16 protein-coding genes are annotated in these 20141 nt (G+C 73.6%); 5 read left to right on the forward strand and 11 right to left on the reverse strand.

Annotated features, from left to right (window positions below):
* Positions 1–66: 66 nt before the first annotated feature.
* From rbsD to ACH4D5_RS23545, 5 genes are read right to left on the reverse strand one after another with little or no spacing between them, the layout of a single operon-like run.
* On the reverse strand, positions 67–456 hold the full coding sequence (gene rbsD / locus ACH4D5_RS23525) for a D-ribose pyranase (RefSeq protein ID WP_398305823.1): 390 nt from the start codon (positions 454–456) through the stop codon (positions 67–69).
* Positions 453–1394, reverse strand: a complete 942-nt coding sequence (locus ACH4D5_RS23530; RefSeq protein ID WP_398305826.1) for a ribokinase — start codon at positions 1392–1394, stop codon at positions 453–455. Before ACH4D5_RS23530 ends, rbsD begins: the two co-directional genes overlap by 4 nt.
* Before the next feature lie 55 nt (positions 1395–1449).
* A complete protein-coding gene (locus ACH4D5_RS23535) occupies positions 1450–3396 on the reverse strand; it encodes a substrate-binding domain-containing protein (RefSeq protein ID WP_398305829.1) in 1947 nt (648 codons plus the stop codon).
* The gene (locus tag ACH4D5_RS23540) at positions 3386–4918 is read right to left on the reverse strand and encodes a sugar ABC transporter ATP-binding protein (protein ID WP_398305832.1); all 1533 of its coding nucleotides are present in this window, start codon (positions 4916–4918) and stop codon (positions 3386–3388) included. Before ACH4D5_RS23540 ends, ACH4D5_RS23535 begins: the two co-directional genes overlap by 11 nt.
* Positions 4915–6009, reverse strand: coding sequence for a LacI family DNA-binding transcriptional regulator (locus tag ACH4D5_RS23545; RefSeq protein WP_398305835.1), 1095 nt, complete (start codon positions 6007–6009; stop codon positions 4915–4917). Before ACH4D5_RS23545 ends, ACH4D5_RS23540 begins: the two co-directional genes overlap by 4 nt.
* A gap of 324 nt (positions 6010–6333) precedes the next feature.
* Between ACH4D5_RS23545 and ACH4D5_RS23550 the strand changes: the two genes are divergently transcribed.
* Positions 6334–6720 (forward strand): SH3 domain-containing protein, encoded by a 387-nt coding sequence (locus tag ACH4D5_RS23550; RefSeq protein WP_398305838.1) that lies wholly within the window; start codon positions 6334–6336, stop codon positions 6718–6720.
* 35 nt (positions 6721–6755) lie between these two features.
* Here the strand turns inward: ACH4D5_RS23550 and ACH4D5_RS23555 are convergent, their stop codons facing one another.
* Genes ACH4D5_RS23555 through ACH4D5_RS23565 form a run of 3 tightly spaced genes read right to left on the reverse strand, consistent with a single transcriptional unit; the run spans position 6756 to position 10334 of the window.
* A complete protein-coding gene (locus ACH4D5_RS23555; protein WP_398305841.1) occupies positions 6756–8078 on the reverse strand; it encodes a DUF1266 domain-containing protein in 1323 nt (440 codons plus the stop codon).
* Positions 8079–8127: 49 nt separating this feature from the next.
* Complete coding sequence (locus tag ACH4D5_RS23560; protein ID WP_398305844.1) at positions 8128–9429, reverse strand: cytochrome P450; 1302 nt, start codon at positions 9427–9429, stop codon at positions 8128–8130.
* Positions 9426–10334, reverse strand: coding sequence for an alpha/beta fold hydrolase (locus ACH4D5_RS23565; RefSeq protein WP_398305847.1), 909 nt, complete (start codon positions 10332–10334; stop codon positions 9426–9428). Before ACH4D5_RS23565 ends, ACH4D5_RS23560 begins: the two co-directional genes overlap by 4 nt.
* Before the next feature lie 201 nt (positions 10335–10535).
* Here ACH4D5_RS23565 and ACH4D5_RS23570 point away from each other — a divergent pair, with 201 nt between their 5' ends.
* From ACH4D5_RS23570 to ACH4D5_RS23585, 4 genes are all read left to right on the forward strand, one after another.
* A complete protein-coding gene (locus ACH4D5_RS23570) occupies positions 10536–12947 on the forward strand; it encodes a GTPase-associated protein 1-related protein (protein ID WP_398305850.1) in 2412 nt (803 codons plus the stop codon).
* Between the two features lie 172 nt (positions 12948–13119).
* On the forward strand, positions 13120–13779 hold the full coding sequence (locus ACH4D5_RS23575; RefSeq protein WP_398306065.1) for a tellurium resistance protein: 660 nt from the start codon (positions 13120–13122) through the stop codon (positions 13777–13779).
* Entirely contained in the window at positions 13776–14687 is a 912-nt protein-coding gene (locus tag ACH4D5_RS23580) for a protein phosphatase 2C domain-containing protein (protein ID WP_398305853.1), read from the forward strand. The genes ACH4D5_RS23575 and ACH4D5_RS23580 overlap by 4 nt, the downstream gene beginning before the upstream one ends.
* A 23-nt stretch (positions 14688–14710) precedes the next feature.
* A complete protein-coding gene (locus ACH4D5_RS23585; protein ID WP_398305856.1) occupies positions 14711–16060 on the forward strand; it encodes a protein kinase in 1350 nt (449 codons plus the stop codon).
* A 39-nt stretch (positions 16061–16099) separates the two neighbouring features.
* Here the strand turns inward: ACH4D5_RS23585 and ACH4D5_RS23590 are convergent, their stop codons facing one another.
* Genes ACH4D5_RS23590 through ACH4D5_RS23600 form a run of 3 tightly spaced genes read right to left on the reverse strand, consistent with a single transcriptional unit; the run spans position 16100 to position 20103 of the window.
* Complete coding sequence (locus ACH4D5_RS23590) at positions 16100–18220, reverse strand: hypothetical protein (RefSeq protein ID WP_398305859.1); 2121 nt, start codon at positions 18218–18220, stop codon at positions 16100–16102.
* Positions 18221–18223: 3 nt separating this feature from the next.
* Complete coding sequence (locus ACH4D5_RS23595; protein ID WP_398305862.1) at positions 18224–18718, reverse strand: hypothetical protein; 495 nt, start codon at positions 18716–18718, stop codon at positions 18224–18226.
* On the reverse strand, positions 18715–20103 hold the full coding sequence (locus ACH4D5_RS23600) for a hypothetical protein (RefSeq protein WP_398305865.1): 1389 nt from the start codon (positions 20101–20103) through the stop codon (positions 18715–18717). Before ACH4D5_RS23600 ends, ACH4D5_RS23595 begins: the two co-directional genes overlap by 4 nt.
* Positions 20104–20141 lie beyond the last annotated feature (38 nt).

Raw genomic sequence — 20141 nt, forward strand, 5'->3', positions numbered from 1 at the left:
CGGAAACCGGTCACATTGCGGTCAGCCGTGTTCGTATAGCGGACGACTCCTCGGCGGCCGTCGGGCTCAGAAGAAGACGCCGCACCTCAGCAGCACATTCGCGTACGGCCGTGCCTCGCCGGTGCGGACCACCAGACGGGCCGCGGCCGAGCGGCGCTTGAGTTCCTCGTGCGGGACGAGGTCGAGCGCCGGGAGGCACTCCCGCAGCAGCCGCGCCGCCGCCGGATTCGCCTCCCGCACCTCCTGCGCCGCCGTCCCGCCCTCCACCACCAGCTCGGTGAGGAGGCCGTCGAGGACCTCGGCGAAGGACGGGACCCCGGCCCGGAACGCCAGGTCCACCACGCGCGGGCCCGCCGGGATCGGCATGCCCGCGTCGCAGACGAGCACGGTGTCCCCGTGCCCCAACTCGGCCAGCGCGCCCGCGAGATGGCGGTTGAGGATGCCCGACTTCTTCACCGGGTCGAGGCCTCTCCTGCGGTGCCGGGCAGCTCCGAAGCCGTCGGGTAGGAGTCCTGCGCCCCCTTGCGGGTGACCGCCGCCGCACCCACCCGTACCGCGTACGCCGCCGCCGTCGGCAGGTCCTCGCCGAGCCCGAGGCGCCAGCCGAGCGCCGCGGTGAAGGCGTCGCCCGCGCCCGTCGTGTCCACCGCGTCGACCTTCGGGCTCGGCACCCGCACGGCCTCGGAACCGTCGGAGCCGTCCGCGGTCAGCGCGCCCTCGGCGCCCAGCGTGATCACCACCGAGCGGGGGCCGAGCGCGAGCAGCCCGCGCGCCCACTCCTCCGGGGTCTCGCCCGCCTCTTCGCCGAGGATGACGCGCGCCTCGTGCTCGTTCACCACCAGCGGGTCGCAGGCGGCGAGCACCTCGGCGGGCAGCGGGGCCGGCGGCGACGGGTTGAGGACGAAGCGGGTGCCGGGGCGCAGCGTGCGGACGACCTCGGCGACCGTGTCCAAGGGGATCTCCAGCTGGCTGGAGACCACCCGGGCCGCCGCGAGCAGGCCGCTCGCCGCGCGGATGTCCTCGGGAGTGAGGCGTCCGTTGGCGCCGGGGGAGACCACGATGCTGTTGTCGCCCGACGGGTCGACCGTGATCAGCGCGACCCCGGTCGGCGCGCCGCCCACCAGCACACCGGCCGTGTCCACGCCGGCCGCCCGCTGCGCGTCCAGGAGGAGCATGCCGTGGGCGTCGTCGCCGACCCGGGCGAGCAGCGCGGTGCGGGCTCCGAGGCGGGCCGCGGCCACCGCCTGGTTGCCGCCCTTGCCGCCGGGGTGGACGGCCAGGTCGGAGCCGAGCACCGTCTCGCCGGGCGCGGGACGCCGCTCCACGCCGATCACCAGGTCGGCGTTGGCGGAGCCCACGACCAGCAGCTCGTAGTCGGTGTTGTCGGCGTTCATGCGCTGATTCCTGCTTTCGTACGGTGTGGAGGCGAGAGTCACGAGACGTCGCGGGTCACGAGAAATTGTGCACGTTCTTCGCCGTGACGACCTTCACCGGGACCTTCACCGTCTCCTGGACCTTCTTGCCCTGCGTGGCCCGCACCGCGTTGCGGACCGCGATCTTCCCGAGCTCCTTGGGCTGCTGCGCCACCGACGCGTACAGCGTGCCCGCCTCGACCGCCTTGAGGCCGTCGGGCGTGCCGTCGAAGCCGACGACCGGGACGGAGTCGCCCGCCTTGTCGCCGAGCGCCTTGACCGCGCCGAGCGCCATCTCGTCGTTCTCGGCGAAGACGCCGTTCACGCCCTTGTTGGACTGCAGGAGGTTCGTCATGACGTCCAGGCCCTTGGTCCGGTCGAAGTCCGCGGGCTGCTTGGCGACGACGTCGATGCCCGGGTACGCCTTGATGCCCTCGGCGAAGCCCTGCCCGCGCTCGCGGCTCGCGGAGGTGCCTGGCGTGCCCTGGAGGACGACGACCTTGCCCTTGCCGCCGAGCTTCTCGGCGAGCGTCTTCGCCGCCAGCCTGCCGCCCGCGACGTTGTCGGAGGCGACGAGCGTCGCGGTCTTGGCCTTGTTCACCCCGCGGTCGGCCGCGACCACTGGGATGTCCTGCTTGTTGGCGCCGCGCACGGCGGGGCCCGCCGCGTCGGAGTCCACCGGGTTGACGATGATCGACTTCACGCCCTCGCCGGTGAAGTTCTGCAGCTGGTTGGATTGCTGGGAGGCGTCGTTCTGCGCGTCGGTGACCGTCAGGTCGATGCCCGCCTTCTCGGCCTCGGCCTGCGCGCCCTCCTTCATCTGGACGAAGAAGGGGTTGTTGAGGGTGGACAGCGACATGCCGATCTTCGTGGTCGTGCCCGACGAGCCCGAGTTGAAGAAGGAGACCGCGCCGACGACGGCCGCCACGACCACGGCGGCGACCGCGTACTTCACCGCCTGCGGCCCCTTCCCGCGGATGCCCCCGGCCGCCCCCGACGAGGCGCCCGGCGTCGCCCCGGCCCGCCGCCGCAGCGTGTCCAGGAGGACCGCGAGCGCGATGACGACACCGATGACGACCTGCTGCCAGAACGCCGACACGGAGAGGAGGTTGAGCCCGTTGCGCAGCACCGCAAGGATCAGTGCGCCGATCAGCGTCCCGGACGCCTTGCCGACGCCGCCCGCGAGGCTCGCGCCGCCGATGACGACCGCGGCGATCGCGTCGAGTTCGTAGCCCTGCGCGGCCTGCGGCTGCGCGGAGACGAGGCGGGACGCGAGGACGATGCCCGCGACGGCCGCGAACAGGCCGGAGAGGGCATAGATGACGAGCTTCTGCCGCTTGACGCGCAGCCCGGACAGGCGCGCGGCCTCTTCGTTGCCGCCGATCGCGTACATGGAGCGGCCGATGAACGTACGCCCGAGGACGACGGCCGTCACGAGCCCCATCACGACCATCACGATCACCGGGACCGGCAGCCAGCCGCCCACCGTGTCACCGAGGTGCGAGACCGAGTCGGGGAACGCGATCGGGCTGCCCTGCGAGATCACCAGGGAGAGGCCGCGGGCCACCGACAGCATCGCCAGCGTCGCGATGAACGGCGGGAGTTTCCCGTACGAGACGAGCAGGCCGTTGACGAACCCGCAGGCCATGCCGGTCGCCACGGCGAGGACCACCGCGAGCCAGACCGGCAGCCCCTCCGAGGTCGCCGTCCAGGCGAGGACGGTGGCCGAAAGGGCGGCCACCGAGCCGACCGACAGGTCGATGCCCGCCGAGACGATCACGAACGTGACACCGAAGGCGAGGATCGCGGTCACCGCGGCCTGCACGCCCACGTTGAGCAGGTTCTGGGTGGTGAGGAAGTCTCCGGACAGCAGCGACATCGCCACGACCAGGACGATCAGGGCGCTCAGCGCGCCGTTGTCGAGCAGCACGCGGCGGAGCGAGGCCGCGCCACCCGCGTCGCGCTTCAGGGTTTCAGTGGCCACGGGAGCCCTCCGCTTCTTCTTCGTTCCGTACCGCCGCGGTGCCGACGGCGAGCGCCATCACCGCGTCCTGGGTGGCCTCTTCGGCCGTGAGCTCGCCGGCGATCCGGCCCTGCGCCATGACGAGGACCCGGTCGCTCATGCCGAGCACCTCGGGCAGATCACTGGAGATCATCAGGACCGCGTGCCCGGCGGCCGTCAGTTCGTTGATGAGCTGGTAGATCTCGACCTTCGCGCCCACGTCGATGCCGCGGGTCGGCTCGTCGAGGATGAGGACCTTGATGTCGGCGAGCAGCCACTTGCCGATGACGACCTTCTGCTGGTTGCCGCCGGACAGGGTGCGGACGTGCTGGCCGAGCCCGGCCATCCGCACGCCCAGCTGTTCGGCGATCCGCGCGGCGTCCCGCTGCTGCCGCTTGAGGTCCACGAGCCCGGCGCGCGTCGCCGAACGCAGCGTCACCAGACCGAGGTTCTCCCGCACCGACGCGTCGAGGAGGAGCCCCTGGCCCTTGCGGTCCTCGGGGACCAGGCCGATGCCCGCGCCCATCGCCGCGTTCACGTCGTGCCGGGGCAGCCGCTCGCCACGCACGTCGACGGACCCGGCGTCGTACGGATCGGCGCCGAACACGGCCCGCGCCACCTCGGTGCGGCCCGCGCCCACCAGGCCCGCGAGGCCGACGACCTCACCGGCCCGCACCTCGAAGCTGACGTCGTGGAAGACGCCGTCCCGGGTGAGGCCCTCGACGGACAGCAACGGTGGTCCTGCGTCCGGGCGTTCGCGCGGATACTGCTGCTCGATGCTGCGGCCCACCATGAGGCGTACGAGCTCGTCCTCGTCGGTCGACGCGGGCACCTGGTCGACGCTGCGGCCGTCGCGCAGGACGGTGACGCGGTCGCCGAGCGCCGCGATCTCCTCCAGGTGGTGGGTGATGAAGACGATGCCGACGCCGTCCTCGCGCAGCGTGCGCACGATCCGGAAGAGCTTGTCGACCTCCTCGGAGGTGAGGACGGCGGTGGGCTCGTCCATGATGAGCACGCGCGCGTCCAGGCTCAGCGCCTTGGCGATCTCGACCATCTGCAGCCGGGCGATGCCCAGTTCGCGCACCTTGGCACGCGGCGACACCTGGACGCCGACCCGCGCGAGGAGCACCTCGGCGTCGGCCTCCATCTTCTTCCGGTCGACGAGGCCGAAGCGGCGCGGCTGCCGCCCGAGGAAGATGTTCTCGGCGACGGTCAGGTCGGGGACGAGGTTGAACTCCTGGTAGATGGTGGCGATGCCGAGCCGTTCGGCGTCCTGCGCGCCGTTGATGCGCACCTCGCGTCCCTCGGCGAAGATGCGTCCGCTGTCGGGCCGGTAGGCGCCGGAGAGCATCTTGATCAGGGTGCTCTTGCCCGCGCCGTTCTCGCCGAGCAGGACGTGCACCTCGCCGCGGCGCAGATCGAAGTCGACGGAGTCCAGGGCGACGACGCCGGGGAACGTCTTGCGGATGCCTTCGATGCGCAGCAACTCGCTCTGGTCACTCACGGGTTGCTCCTTCGAGATCGTACGGAAGTGTCCTCACCGGTACCGGTGTGCGCGCCGGCGCCCTCACCGGTCGCCTCACCGGTCTCCTCGCCGCAGGAACGGCGGACGACGAGGCGGGCGGGCAGGGTCACCGAGCGCGGGCTCCTGCCCTCGATCCGGTCGACAAGGGCGCGCACGGCGGCCCGGCCGAGGTCGGCGGTCGGCTGGGCGATCGCGGTGACCGGCGGGTCGGTGTGCACGAACCACGGGATGTCGTCGAAGGCCGCGAGCCCGATGTCGTGCGGCACGCGCAGGCCGTGCGCGCGGATCGCGTCGAGCGCGCCGAGCGCCATCAGGTTGTCGGCGGCGAAGACGACGTCGGGCGGCTCGGGCAGGGCGAGGAAGCGCTCGGTGGCGCGCCGCCCGCTGGCGGCCTGGAAGTCGCCCTGCCCGATGTACGCGTCGGGCAGCGCGGTGCCGTGCTCGCGCAGCGCGTCCCGGAATGCCTCGACGCGCTCGCTGCCGGTGGTGGTGGCGGCCGGGCCCGCGATGATGGCGAGCCTGCGGTGGCCGAGCCCGTGCAGGTGGGTGACGAGGTCGCGGACGGCCTGCCGCCCGTCGGAGCGGACGACGGGGACGTCGGCGCCCACGCCGGGGATCCACCGGTCCACGAAGACCATCGGGGTGCCGGCCCGCACGGCGTCGAGCATCAGCGGCGAGCCGCCGTCGGTGGGCGACACGAGCAGCCCGTCGATGCGCCGGTCGAGCAGGGTGCGTACGTGATGGTCCTGGAGCTCGGGCCGTTCGTCGGCGTTGCCGATGATCACGCTGTAGCCGAGCGCGCGGGCCGCCTCCTCGACGGACCGGGCCAGCTCGGTGAAGTACGGGTTGAGCACGTCGCTGATGACCAGGCCGAGGGTGCGGGTCTGGTCGGTGCGCAGGGACCGGGCGACGGCGTTGGGCCGGTAACCGAGCGCCTCGACGGCGGCGACGACCCGGGCGCGGGACGCGGGGCTGACGGAGGGGTGACTGTTCAGGACGCGCGACACGGTGGCAACGGACACACCGGCCTCGGCCGCGACGTCCTTGATGCTCACCGAACTCGGGGTCATCGTCGGTCCACCTCCTCGTGGAATCGATTACACGGAGGATTGGAAACGATTACACGGGGCTGTGACAAGGGGGGAGAGGGCGGTGAACGGCGAGTGAGACCTGATCGTGATGGTTGCCGGGGGGCCTGCGTACCGCAGAGGTGGCCGGGGGTGTGCCTGCGTACCGCAGAGGTTTACCCGCACTTGCACCGCTGGTTTGACGTGTCCTCGACGAGGCGTCCGTAGAGTCCTGCCGCGTCAGACCGTCAGACCATCAGATCGCCGGATCGTCAGCGGCCTGCCTTGCGGGACCGCCGACGCGTCCATGAACCGGGGGAGTCAGCCATGCGCGTTTCCAAGCCACGCATATGCGCCACCACCTTTGCCACCACGCTCGCCGTCGCGGCGGCCGTGCTCACGCCCGTCGTCACCGCGGCGCCCGCCCAGGCCGCCGCCCCGTGCGGCAAGACGGCCCCCGACCGGGACAACAGCACCTGGCGTGCCACGGCCAACGGGGTCAACATGCGCTCGGGCTCCAGCACGGGATGCCGGTCCAACGGCCTCGCCGCGCGCGGCGACAAGCTGGACTACCACTGCTACACCTGGGGCCCCTGGATCGGGGAGACGCGCACCGCGTGGACGTACGCGCGGAACACCCGTACGGGCGTCCAGGGCTGGCTGCGGACCGACACCATGAGTGACTTCGGCAGCGACGTGTACTGCGGCTTCTGACGGGGCGGGCGCGGGGCAAGGCCGAAGGCTACGGGTCAGGCCTGCTGGAACGGCACCGTGAGCCAAGGGCTGTCCGGGTCCGTCGTCAGAGCCCGGTGGGCGCGCAGCACGTCCGTGTACCAGGAGCCGAACGACTCCTCGTCGAAGTGGAGGCAGCGGCCCAGGACGTAGCCCGCGGAGAACGTCTCCCAGGAGGGGTACGCGGCGCGCGCGGCGTCGGAGGCGCGTTCCAGGGCCTTGATCAGTTCCGCGTGGGTGGCGTACCGGGCGCCGCGGCCCCAGCGGGCCATCTTCGATGCGCGGCCGATGTCCCAGGCCGCGACGGTGGTGACGTGACCGTCGGGCGGCAGGAGCCCGTCGGCGCGGAAGCGGGCCTCGTAGCGGAGCACCTTGCCGACGAGGCCCCGCAAGTGCCCGACGAACTGGTCCAGTTCGGCGTCCTCGCCGGGGCGGTGCGGTTCGTCGGGGCCGCCGGTCTCCACCACGCGGCGGCGCAGCGCCGCCTCCACCTCGTCGCGCCAGACCTCCGGGTCGACGCGGGGCCCGTGCCGCCGGATCAGGGCGGTGCGGGCGTCGAGGACGAAGTCCCAGTACCAGGGGCTGACGTCCCGGGTGAGCAGCCGCTCCTGGAGGGACAGCCAGTCGTCGCGGTCCTGCACGCCCCACCACTCCGCCAGGCGGCCGACTTCGTTGTGGTGGCCCGCGCCGTGCCAGTCGACGGTGTTCCAGGCGTCGCCGTTGGTGAAGCACAGGTGCGCGCCGCACGCCAGGCCGTGCAGGAGCGCGCTGCCGGGCTCGGGGGTCCTCGTGCGGCGGGTGTCGATGCGGTTCGCGAGACCGTCGGAGCGGTGGTACTTGTCGTGCAGGTCCGACCAGACCTGCCGCTCGTCGTCGGTGGTCAGATAGAACTGCTGGCACGGCGTCGCCGCGTTCACGACGAGGAAGTCGACGTCGTCCGGGCAGCCGACGGCGAGCGAGTCCAGCGTGACGTACTCGTAGACGACGGCGGGATGCGGGCGGGGCAGGACGCCCGCCGTGTACACCTGTGCGACCTTCCTGCCGTCCGGCAGGTCGACGGTGAGCAACGGGCTCTCGGTGGCGTCGCGTTCCGTCCCGGTGGCCGAGACCGGGCGGTACAGGCCCTCGACGGCTATCGCCCGCAAGTAGCCGTAGGCGTCGTCCGCCCGGCACAGCTCGTACAGGTGCTGCTCCAGGTCGGCGGGGGCCTGCCAGGGGCTGCCGTCCGCCGGTGCGGGGAAGTCGGGGAAGACCTCGTCGTGGAGCTCGTCGTCATGGAGCTCGCCGTCGTGGAGCTCGTCGTCGTGCAGCTCATGGTCGTGGAGCTCGTCGTCGTGCATGGGCGTGCTTCTCCGCTCGGGCGCTGCGCTGGTTTCGCGATCTTGCACCTTACGCGGGCGCCACCAGGCGCAGCGACTTCAGGCCGTTGATGAAGTGCGAGACCAGCCGGCGTGGCGGTGCGGCGAGCCGCAGGGTCGGCAGCGCACGGGCCGACTCCTCGTGGAACACGCGCAGTTGGAGCCGGGCGAAGTGCGCGCCCAGGCAGACGTGCGGGCCGTCGCCGAACGCCACGTGCGGGTTGGGCGCGCGCGACAGGTCGAGGCGGTGCGGGTCGGTGAAGGCGCGCTCGTCGTGGTGGGCGGACGCGTGGAAGACGACGACCTTGTCCCCGGCCGCGATGCGCGTCCCCGCCAGCTCGGTGTCGCGGGCCGCCGTGCGCCGGAAGCTGAGCACCGGCGGGTGCCGGCGCAGCAGTTCCTCCACGGCGGTGGCGGTGGTGACCGTGCCGGCCCGCAGCCGCGCGTACTCGGCGGGGCTCTCCGCGAGCGCCAGCAGCCCGCCGGGTGCCGCGCTGCGCACGGTGTCGTTGCCCGCGACGGTGAGGAGGAAGAAGAACATCTCCAGTTCGGCAGAGGTGAGTTCGGGGTCGTGGGCGAGTGTCGTCAGGACGTCGTCGCCGGGGTGATCGCGTTTGTGCGCGGCCAGCGTCCTGGCGTACGCGAACATGTCGCGCAGCATCGCGGGCGAGCGTGGGTTGACCGGCTCGCCGTCGGGTCCGAGCACGGGCGGCGCCGCCTCGTCCGGGTCCTGGTAGCCGATGACGCGCTGGGTCCAGTGCAGCAGCAGGCCGCGGTCGGACGCGGGGACGCCCAGCAGGTCGGCGAGGTTGAGCAGGGCGAACTCGTCGGTGACGGCGGTGACGACGTCGAAGGTGCCGTCGCCGTCGCGGGCGTCGGCCAGGGCGGCCGCGAGGAGCGTCCGGGCCCGCTCGCGCACCCGCGCTTCGAAGCGCTCGATCCGGCGCGGCGTGAACGCGCGGCTGACCAGCCTGCGCAGCCGCCCGTGGTCGTTGGGGCCCGTTCCCTTGTGCGCGGCGGGATCCTGGTTGAGCATCATGCGCCGGATGAACGGCAGGTCGTCCGGGGCGGGATCGCGGATCTGGGTGGCGCCCAGGTACGAGGAGTACGTCGCCGGGTCCTTCAGGACGCGTACGACGTCCGCGTGCCGGGTCACCGCCCAGAACCCCGGGCCCGCGGGCCAGCCGAGCACCGCGGGCTCCTCCTGCCGGGCCACGGGGTGGTGGTCGCGCAGCACGCGGTAGTGGTCGTGGGGGATGCCTTCCGCGTAGAGGCGGGGATCGAAGACGTCGGGAACGGGGGGTATCGCGGCGGGCGCGTCACGCACGCTCACGCGCGGCCGCCGCCGTCCCGGGGGTGGTCCAGATCCGCGGCCTCGCCGGTGCCGGTGGCCCCGCCGGTGCCGGCGGCCTCGCCCGTGCCAGTGGCCTTACCTGTGTCGGCGGTCCCGCCCGCGGCCTCGCCCCCGCCGTCCTCCGCGCGCAGGAAGTCCTCCACCGTACGGATCCGTTCGAGGGGCACCTCATCCATCGCGTAGTGCCCGGCCCCGGGCAGCTCCGCGAGTTCGCCGTGCGGGTACGAGCGCAGCCATGTGCGGCGCATGAGGTCTGCCGACAGGGCCGGGTCGAGCGCCCCGGTGACGGCGAGCGCGGCCACGGGCGAACCGTCGACCTCCGTGTGGAAGTCGTCGTTCGCCCACGAGTCCAGCCAGGCGCGGAACGCCTTCGCGTCGCTGACCTCCAGGGAGCGCCGCACCATCCGGTCGAGCCACGCCCGCGGACGTACGCCACCCGTGGTGATGTCGAGGATGGCGCGCCGGTTCTCCGGGGTGTGCGCGGCGGAGGCGAACAACTCCCATTGTTCCGGAGGGAGTTGCAGTCCGCTCGCGGGTACCGGTGACACCCCGACCAGGCGGCGCACCCGGTGCGGGGCCTCGGCCAGGACGCGCTGGGCGACGCTGCCGCCCATGGAGTGCCCGATCAGCGAGAACCGCTCCCAGCCGAGCCCGTCGGCCAGGTCGAGGACGTCGGCGGCGCCCTCACCCGTGGTGTACGCGCCGACGGCGTCCTTCGCCTCGCCGTACCCGCGCAGGTCCACCACCGCGTACTGGAACGCGGCGCCGTCCAGGTCCGCGAGCACCGGCCCGTACGCCGACCGGTCGGCGAACCAGCCGTGGACCGCGATCACCTTGTGCGGGCCTTCGCCGAGCAGGGTGTGGGGGAGCAGGAAAGGAGGCACAGCGACTCCGATCGCCGGGGAGGCCACGGACGGCACCGGTCGGTGCGGGACCGTGACCACGGTGTCCCCAACCGCGATGCCGCGCAAGGGCGCACGCCGGTACGCCCGGTGTTCGACCAGGTGCGAATGGCCTGCCCGAGGGGCGGGGGTGAACTTGGCGGACGGCCTGCGGTCCGGTGCCGCGGTTGGTCAGAATGTGGCATGGCCATCCGTCGCCTCAGCTACCGGCTCGGTCACGAGCCGGACACCGGAACCCTCCTCCTGGTCCCCGCGGACCAGGACGGGCGTGGGCAGCAACCACACGAGAACACGCCCGATGACGCGAGCGCGCTGCGTGCCGTCGTCGCGCGCGTCATGGGAGCCGGGACCGAGCTGAGCTACAGCCTCCTCCCGGACGGCGGCCGACTGCTGTGCGCCGCGCTTCCCGGCCGGCGCGTGGAAGCGCTGCATCTGAGCGCCGACACCCCCGGGCCCGGACCCGTGTGGCCCATCGACACCTGGCGCTCCGCGGGCTGGGAGGCGGACGCCGACGACACGCTCGGCGCCGGGTTCGTCGAGTCCGAACTGCCCGTGCCCGAGGCGCACTTCGACCGCGAGCTCCTGGTCGCGTTCGCCCGGGCGCGCGCCGACCGCGTCGCGCCCTTCCTCGCCGACGTGCGCCGGCTCTTCGAGGACCCCGCCGGGCGGCAGATCGTCCTCGTGGAGGAGGACTCCGAGACCGTCGCCCGCTGGATCGCGCTGGCGTGCGCCTCACTGCCCGAGGAGTACGTCGCCGCACTGACGTTCACCACCTGGACCACCGACCCGCGCCGGGCCCCGCAGCAGATCATCGGCACCGGCCCGGACACGGTGTTCGACCGCTCCGACGACGCCACGGTCGAGTACCTGTACCGCGTGCACGACGGCACGGGCGGGCCGGAGAGCCCGCCCGCCGAGCCCGACGCCTGGGCCCGGCTGACCGCCGAGCGGTGGCTCGCCGGGAACCCGCCGCGCCCCGCCCCCGGAGCGGCCGCACGCCCGGAGGGCCCCTTCGCGCTGCTCCCGCTGATCTCCGGAGGAAACACCGGGACGGCAGGCGGCGACGGGACGGATGCCCTCTCCGGACCCGGCGCCCTCTCGGGCGCCGAACTCGCCGGGCTCGGCGGCGACTCCCTCCGCGCCGTCATCGACGCCTTCGCCCAGAGCGTGACCAGGGGAGAGGCCGACCCGCGCACCCTCGACGAACTCGACAGGCTCTGCCGGGGACTCGACGGCGACCACGCCCTCGCGGCCCGGCCCCTCGCCCTCGCCCTCGTCAAGCACCGCCTCGACGCGTCCCGCGGCCGCGGCACACTGCCCGACCTGGCCGCCTTCGAAGGCCTGCCGCTCGGCCAGGAGGCCTGGCGGGAACTGCGCGACGAGTACGGCGGCCGCGCCGACGACGCCCTGCGCGCCAGGCTCCGCGACCCCATGTCCACCTGGACCGAGCCGCTGCGGCTCGCCCTCGCCGTGGGAGCCGACGGCGGCCCCGGCCTCGCCAAGGCCATGGAACGCCTCGCGGACGCCCTGCTCCACCCCGAGCGGCGCGACTGCGCACAGGCCGTCCAGGTCCTGACCGAACTCGACAGCCTCGCCCTCACCCGCCGCGTGCTCCGGCTGCTCATCGCCGACTTCACCGAGCGCAAACTGGACCGCCTGCGCGACCTCGCCGACTCCCCCCAGGGCGACTGGCTGCGGCGCCACATCGACGACGCGCCGCTCACCGTCCGCCTCGCCGCGGCCGCCGCCCACTGGAGCGGCCCCCCGGACCGGCTGCACGGCGCCGCACTCTTCGAGCGGCTCACCGAACTCCTCACCGGGCAGCGGGTCCAGGACACGACGACCCTGCTCCTGCTCTGGCGCATCGTCTGGCGCAACGACCCGCCGGACCGGGCCGAACAGCCCTGGGTGGCCCGCACCTGCACCCCCCGCCTGATCATCGAGGCGGACCTCGGCCGCCGCGTCATGGGCTGGCTCAAGGAACCCGACCACTGCGACCTCGAACTGGTCGAGTTCGCACGGGAGATGCGCAAGGACGGCAAGCTGGGCGCCCAGGACCGCGACACGGCCGACCTGCTCGTGACCGCCCAGGACCTCGCCGACGGGCGGCTCGCCCTGACCAGGGCGTCCGTCGCCCGCCTACGGGAACTCAACCGGAAGGTGCTGCCGCTCGGCACGGTCCTGCGGCGGGGGGTCGACGAGCGGGTGGGCCGCGCCCTCGCCGGGGCGAACCCGCTCGACGTGTGCGAGGCGCACGGACTGCAGATCCTCGTCGCTGCGAGCCCCGACCTGCTGCGGTCCTACCGCGCGCACCTCCTCGACGAGCGGACCCGAGACCGTCTCGTACGCGAACTGCCCGGCAGGCCCGCCGAGTTAGCCGCCTACTACCACATCTGGCGGCCCCGGCGGCGGCACGGCGTCAGCGCGGAATGGCGCGAGGTCGCCGCCGAACTGCTCGACCGGGCCCTCGCGCCCGTCCTCGCGCACCTCGACCACCACCACCTCGGGCAGGTGGCCACCGTCCTCCAGCGGGAGGAGCAGGACGTACAGGAATGGACGGCATGGCGTCACCGGGTCGCCCAGGAGCAGAGCTGACCTTCCCTCCCCGGCGGCAGAGCTGACCGTCCCCCAGCGGCAGAGCCGACCGTCGCCCGGAAGCAGAGACCGTCGCCCGGAAACAGAGCTGAGCGAGTTACCGACACCCCACGAAAGGACCAGTGTGAGCGACACCAGCGAGACCGTCGTCGACAACTTCCCCGGCGGCAGTATGGCGAGCCGCCCCGTGCACTTCATCTGGATGCTCGACTGCTCGGGCTCCATGGGGGTGAACGGCAAGATCGGCGAACTGAACTTCGCCATCCGCGAAGCCATCCCCGAGATGCAGCAGGCCGCCCAGTCCAACCCCGCCGCGTCCCTCCTCGTGCGCGCCATCACCTTCGCGAGCGGCGCCAGCTGGCACGTCGGTGATGCCACCCCGGTCGACCGGTTCACCTGGGAGGACGTCCACATCTACGGCGGCACGGACATGGGCGCCGCCTTCAAGCTGGCGGCCGGCGCGCTCCAGACCCCGCCGATGCCGCAGCGCGCCCTGCCGCCCGTGCTCGCCCTCGCCTCGGACGGGCAGCCCACCGACGACTGGCGGGCCGGACTGCGCGCCATCGACGGCACACCGTGGGGCAAGCGGGCCGTCCGCGTCGCGGTGGCCATCGGCGACGACGCCGACAAGAGCATGCTCAAGGAGTTCCTCGGCAACCCCGAGCTGGAGCCCCTGCAGGCGAAGAACCCGCGCCAGCTCGCCGCCGCCATCCGCTGGATGTCCACCGCGGTCGTCAAGGACGCCTCCACCCCCAAGGTCGACGACGGCGCGAAGCCCGCGACGCCGCTCGACGTGCCGTCGATGACCAAGGGCGAAGACGACATCTGGTGACCGGACCGGAGACGACGACCGGGCCGGGGCCCGCGGCGGCCGGGCCCTGGGCGCTGCTCAGCGGCGCGGTCAAGGGAGTGGCGAAGAAGTACAGCCAGGACCGCGGTGTCGCCCTGCCGGTGGCCGAGGGCCGTGCGGCCGTCCTCGCGGTCGCCGACGGGCACGGCAGCGCCGCGCACTTCCGCAGCGACCTCGGCGCGTACTGGGCGGTCGAGGAGTTCACCCGGTGCGCGGAGGCCTTCGCGCGCGAGGCCGCCCGCGTCGGCGCCGACGCGGCGGGGTGGTCCGCGCTGCGCGAGGAGGCCCGGCGGCTGCCGCAGCAGGTGGGGCACCGCTGGCGCGAGCGCGCCGTCCTGTACGACAGCAACTCGCCCGCCCACGGCGCCCGGCCGCTCGCGACGAAGGACAGGACCGGCCGCGGCGCTCGCCCGCAGGCCCCCGACCTCGCCGCGTACGGCAGTACCCTCATCGGTGCCGTACTGACCGAACACACATTGTTCTGCTGGCAGTTGGGTGACGGCGACATCGTGCTCGTCGACGACCGCGGTGTCCCGCACACCCCGCTCTCCACCGGGCCCGACATGGGCGACGAGACCGACTCGCTCTGCGAGCCGGAGCCCTGGCGCAAGATGCGGTCGCACTGGCAGCCCTTCACCGGCGGCGCGCCGCCGTGCGTGCTGCTCTCCACCGACGGGCTCTCCAAGAGCTTCGCCGACCACCAGGGGTTCCTGGACTTCGCCACCGGCCTCGGCGACCGCGCCGCGGGACAGGGCGTGGCGGCGGTGCAGGCCCAACTCCCGGACTGGCTCGGGCGGGCCGCCAAGTACTCCGGGGACGACACGACCCTCGTGGGCGCCATAGCGGTGCCCCCACAGCGCAGCGACGAACCGCGAGGGCAGCAGCCCTGAGCGCAGAGAGGAACAGAAACAGAATGGTGAACGGCATGCTCGCCGCCGGGAAGACCCTGGTGGCCGAGTCGGGGGAGAAGCTGAAGGTCGCCGACCTCTTCGGCTCGGGCGGCCAGGGCGAGGTGTACCGCGTCCAGACGGCCACCGGGGACCGCGCGGTCAAGTGGTACTACCCCCAGCTGGCGGACGCCCGCCAGCGGGAGATCCTCGAAGGGCTCATCGCCAAGGGCTGGGACGACCCCCGCTTCCTGTGGCCCCGCTCCATCGTCATGGACCCCGAGGGCAAGCAGCCCGGCTTCGGCTACCTCATGGACGTACGGCCCGCGCGCTTCTGCGACCTGCCCGCGCTCTTCCGCCGCGACCCGTCGGTGGCGTCCGCGACGATGCGCACCCTGGTGACGGTGGCGCTGCACACCGTCGAGGCCTACCGCGCCCTGCACTCCCGCGGCATCGCCTACCGCGACATCAACTGGGGCAACATCTTCTTCGACCCGCGCACCGGCGACGTCCTGATCTGCGACAACGACAACGCCGTCGTGGAGGGCGCAGAGGCCGCCGTCGCGGGCACCATGGACTTCATGGCGCCGGAGCTGGTCCGCGGCGACAAGGGCAAGGAGCCCGGCACCCAGACCGACCTGCACTCCCTGGCCGTGCTGCTCTTCCTGCTCCTGATGAACGACCACCCGTTCAACGGCGCCCTCGCCCTGAACATCCGCTGCATGGACGAGGCCGCCAAACGCAGGCTGTACGGCACCGACCCGGTCTTCGTCTACGACCCGTCCGACACCCGCAACCGCCCGGTGCCCGGCGAGCAGCCGACCGTCGTGGCGACGTGGGGCGCGCTGCCGCAGATCCTGCGCGACCTGTTCGTCCACACGTTCACCAAGGGCCTGAGCAACCCCACGCAGCGGGTGCGCGAGACGGTGTGGCGCGACGCGCTCAGCCAGGTCCTCGACGCCATCACCCAGTGCGGCACCTGCGGCAAGCAGAACCTCACCCAGCCCGACGGCGCGCCGCCCGACTGCTGGAAGTGCCGCACCACCCTGACGCTGCCGCCCCGCCTCGAACTGGTCACCGGCACCGGTTCGCTCCGCACCCGGCGCGGCATCCGCCTCGCCCCGAGCGCCCGCGTCTACGCCCACCACCTGCGCGACGACCCCGACCGCCACGACTTCTCCGCCGTGGTCGGCGAGGTCACCGAACACCCGCAGCAGCGCGGCAGGTTCGGCCTCACCAACCGCACCAAGTCCGTCTGGACGGCCCGCAAGGACGACGGCACGGTACGGGACGTCGACCCCGGCAAGACCATCGCCCTCCGCACGGGCCTCCTCATCGAGTTCGGCGGGGGCACGGAGGCGGTGGTGAAGGAATGACCGAGCGTTTCGCCCGGTGAGACAGCCCCCGCCCTCCTCTCAGGGGCGTCGGCGGCGCCAGTGCCGACGCCACCAGGTGGTCCAGCGGGACAGGGCGGGCGGCGGCGGAGGCGGCGGTGGCGGCGGTGGCGGGGGCGCCGCGGGCAGAGTGGTGACGGCAGGGGCGGGAGTGATCGCCACCGCGTCGGGGCGGGGGAGCGGGGTCACCGTGACGGTGCACTCCGTGGCCGGGACGGGGATGACGACGGGGTGTCCGGCACGGTGGGTGCTGCGCGCGACGCGCTGTTCCCCGCCCCGCCGCCCGTCGGTCCACGCGGCGCGCACCAGGACCGCCGGCTCCGGCCAGTCGAAGTGCAGCTCGGCCCGGTCGGCGGCGACCCTGCGGGCCGTCAACACGCCGATCCGCGCCGGGTGTTCGATGATGACGCTGGGGCCCGACACGGCCCGCCCGCCCAGCACGCTCACCGCCGTGACCCGGACCCGCTGCTCGGGCGCGGGCACCAGCTCGACGTGGGACTCCGCGCCCACCGCGGTCGCCGGGATCCGGTCCACGAGACCCACGACGTGGGAGACGTCCGTGCCCGGCTCGACGGGGCCCGCCGTCCACGGCAGGAGCAGCCCGTCGCCGAGTGCGGGCGGCCGCCAGGCAATGGTCACCCGCTCGCCGTCCGCGTGCCGCCGCACGGTCAGCTCCTCGACCGGTGACGGCCACTGCTCGGCGCGGGCGGTGACGGTCACGCCGCGGGACCAGACGAGGTCGCCGTCCGGGTCGCGGTAGCCGCAGCGCACTTCGTACGTGTACGTGCCCGGGGCGAGCGGCACGTCGAGCACCCGGTCGTGTGCGCACGGCACCCGCACCAACGACGACTCGCCCCAGCCGCCGGTCTCCGCCCCGGTCCCCGACCGGGTCACCCGCACCTCGGCCGCCGCCGGGTCGGGCCGCCACCGCAGCCGCAGCCCGCCCGGCACGACGGCGGCGCGCGCCTCCGTCACCACCGGGGTGAGCAGCACCGGGGCGGTCACGCGCGGCACACCGGCGAGGCGCTCCCCGCGCAGCGGGACGACGGCGTAGCGGAGGGGCCGGCCGACGGGCGCGTCCGCGTCGACGGAGTCGAGGCCCGTCTCGCCCGCAGCCGTCTCGACGGCCAGGTGCGGGGCGCCGTCGGGGAAGCGGAGCACGCGGTACGACACGTCGTCGAGGCGGCCGCCGCGCTCGGGCGCGCACCAGGACAGGCGTACGGCACGGTCGTCGGTCACGGCCGTCACCCGCGACCCCGCGGGGACGAAGGGATCGTCGGCGAGGAACGCGGCCACGCGCAGCAGCCCCGCCTGGGCCTCCGGGTCGTCCCTGGCCAGACGCAGCGCGCCCAGCCAGGCGTCGGCGGCCGTGCGCCACGCGCCGGTGGCCTCGGCCGCGGCGGCGTCGGCGGCGAGCCGCCCGACCTCGTCGGCCCGCGCGCGGATGCCGTCGACGAGTGCGGCAAGGCGGTGGTCGGCCGGTCCGTCGGGGTACTCGGACGCGCGCGGGAGCCGCGCCACGAGCCGTTCCGCCGCGCGCAGCCGCACACCGGGCCACACGTCGTTCAGGGTCTCGGCGGCGTGCCGGGCGGGACCGGTCGCGGGGAACCCGGCGGCGACGGCCGCGGCGAGCAGCCCCGCCTCGCTGCGGTGCACGCCGAGGGCGACGGCCTCGGCCTCACCGGGCCGCTCGCCGCCGTCCCTGAGGAGGCAGCACACCTCCCACAGGACCAGGCGCCGCAGCCCCATCGTGTCGTCCCGCACCAGGGTCTCCAGCGTGTCCACCACGGCCGCCGCGGTGTCGGCGCGCGGATCCGACGAGGACAGCCACTGGCCGCGTGCCCGCCGGACGAAGGGCAGGTCGACGCGGTGCCAGAGGCCGCCGCGGCCGGGGAACCAGAGCCCGTCGAGGACACGGAAGCCGTCGTCCGTGCGGGCCTTGGGGAGCGTGCCGAAGACGGCGTCGTGCGCGGGGGCGGGGGTGGGCGCGCGCAGGGCGTCCGCCGCGTGCCGGAAGTTCAACTGCCGGATCGCGTCGTGCATCTGGACGTAACCGCGCAGACCGGGGCAGCGGGGCAGGACGGGCAGCGGCGGGCGCGCGCCGCTCGCCTTCGGGTGCTCGCCGGGACGCAGGACCGCCATGGCTCAGCCGCCCGGCGCGGTGTAGAAGTAGACGCGGACCACCGCGGTCTCCGCGCGCTTGCCGAGGCTGTGGTAGTCGTCCGTCGCCGTCTTCCTGGTGAACATCTCCGGACGTGCCTTGCCGAGCAGGCCGTTGACGCGGTGGGCGTAGGCCGTGCCGTTCGAACTGCCGCCGAAGGTGAGGACGAGCGCGGCCTCGCGCCCCGCCCACTTGCGGGTGTCCTTCCTGATCTGTTCGACGAGGTCGCCCTTCTTGCGGCCCGCCACCTCGAACTCCTGGGGGTGGCGGTCGACGGCACGCGGTCCCGTCGGGGTGGGGGTGGCCGAACCGCTCTTGGAGGGGCGGGGCTCGGGCCGGTCGTCTGCCTGGGGGTCGGGCCGGTCGGCCATCGACACCAGCGCGAGCACGAGCAGCAGATCGGCGAAGAGCCACCCCGCGAGCACGACGACGCCGGGCCGGCCGCCGCGCCGCGGCCGGCTCCGGCCGCCTCGGCTCACGCGGCGCCTCCGTCCTGCGGCCGGGGCGGCGGCAGGCGCGTCGTCGGGGGATCGAGAGGTGTGTCGAGGGGTGGGTCCAGTGGTGCATCGACGGTTGTGCTCGGCGCCGGCACGGAACTCCCCTCGTTAGGGGGGTGGTTGGCGGCCGCCGCGCCGGGCGAGCGGCCCCCGCCATTCACAGAGCCACCGTTGCCACCGTACGCCCCGTCGCCCCCGCCGTACGTCCCGCTCCGCGGCGACAGCGGAGGCAGTGCGCCCGCCAGCGTGCCCATGCGGGCGTCGAGGCGGGCGGCCGCGTCCTGCCAGTGGGCCGCCGCCGCGTCCCAGCGCTCCGTGGCCTCACGCATGCCGTCCACCGCGTCGCCCGTGCGCCCCGTGCTCGTCACCAGGGCCTGCGAGGCCAGCTCGGTCGCCTTCGCCACCGACTCGGACTTCGCGACGAGCGACTGCTGGGCCGCGACGAGGGCCTTCAGGGACGCCTCGACCGTGTCGCCCGCCGTCTTGACGTGGTCGGCGATCCCGCGGGCCGCGAGCGCGTTGGCCCGGCCCGCCTTGGCGGTCTCCTCCGCGCCGGTGCGCAGCGTGGTGTTGATGCGGTCCGCCGCGTCGCCGAGCTTCGGCACCTCCTTCGTCAGGGACTGCGCCGCCTGCTTGAGTGCGTCGGTGGCCTGGCTGACGGAGGTCGTGGCGCCGGTGAGCGCGTTGTGGCTCCGCTCCGCCTTGTTCGTCAGCTGCTGCATCTTCAGGGCGGCCTTGGTGAGCTCCGCGGTGAACTGTTGCGGCGACGCGCTGCGGTGCGACGCGAGCAGCATCTGCGTGCGCGTGAGCACCGAAGCCAGCTCCGCGAGCAGCCGGTCCTGTGTCGCCTCCTGCGCGTCCTCGGCACGCTCGGAGCGCACCCGCACGCGCGCGTGCCACACGGAGAGCCCCACGAGCAGGGCGATCAGGAGGACCGCCATCAGGGCCACGTTCTCGAAGCGCCCGAGCGACGAGAGGTGCCCGCCGAAGCCGGACTGCCACAGCTGGAGGAAGGGTCGCGTGGACTGCTCGGGGTCCTCCTTCGCGAGTTCCCCGTACGCGCGCACGGCCTCCCGGAGGCCGAACCAGGTGATCAGCAGCGGTACGAAGACGAGCACACCGAGGGCCGCCTCCAGCAGGCGGTCGTGCCGCCCCGGCCGCCGGTCGGGGGAGACCCGGACGCTCTCCGGGCGTACATAGGCCTGGACGAGGTCGATCTCCGCCCACCGGTCGAGCTGGTTGCCGGAGCTCAAGTCCTGGTGCAGCACGGTCAGTTCGGCCGACCGCGGCGCGAGCGCGGGCAGGACCGCCAGCCGCCGCAACTCCTTGACGACCAAGGCTTTGTCGAGCAGTTGTGCGGGCGTCAAACGGAACCCTCCCTGGCGTACGGGCCTGGCTTACGGCG

It is taken from the genome of Streptomyces sp. NPDC018029, assembly GCF_044327655.1.
Classification (GTDB): domain Bacteria; phylum Actinomycetota; class Actinomycetes; order Streptomycetales; family Streptomycetaceae; genus Streptomyces.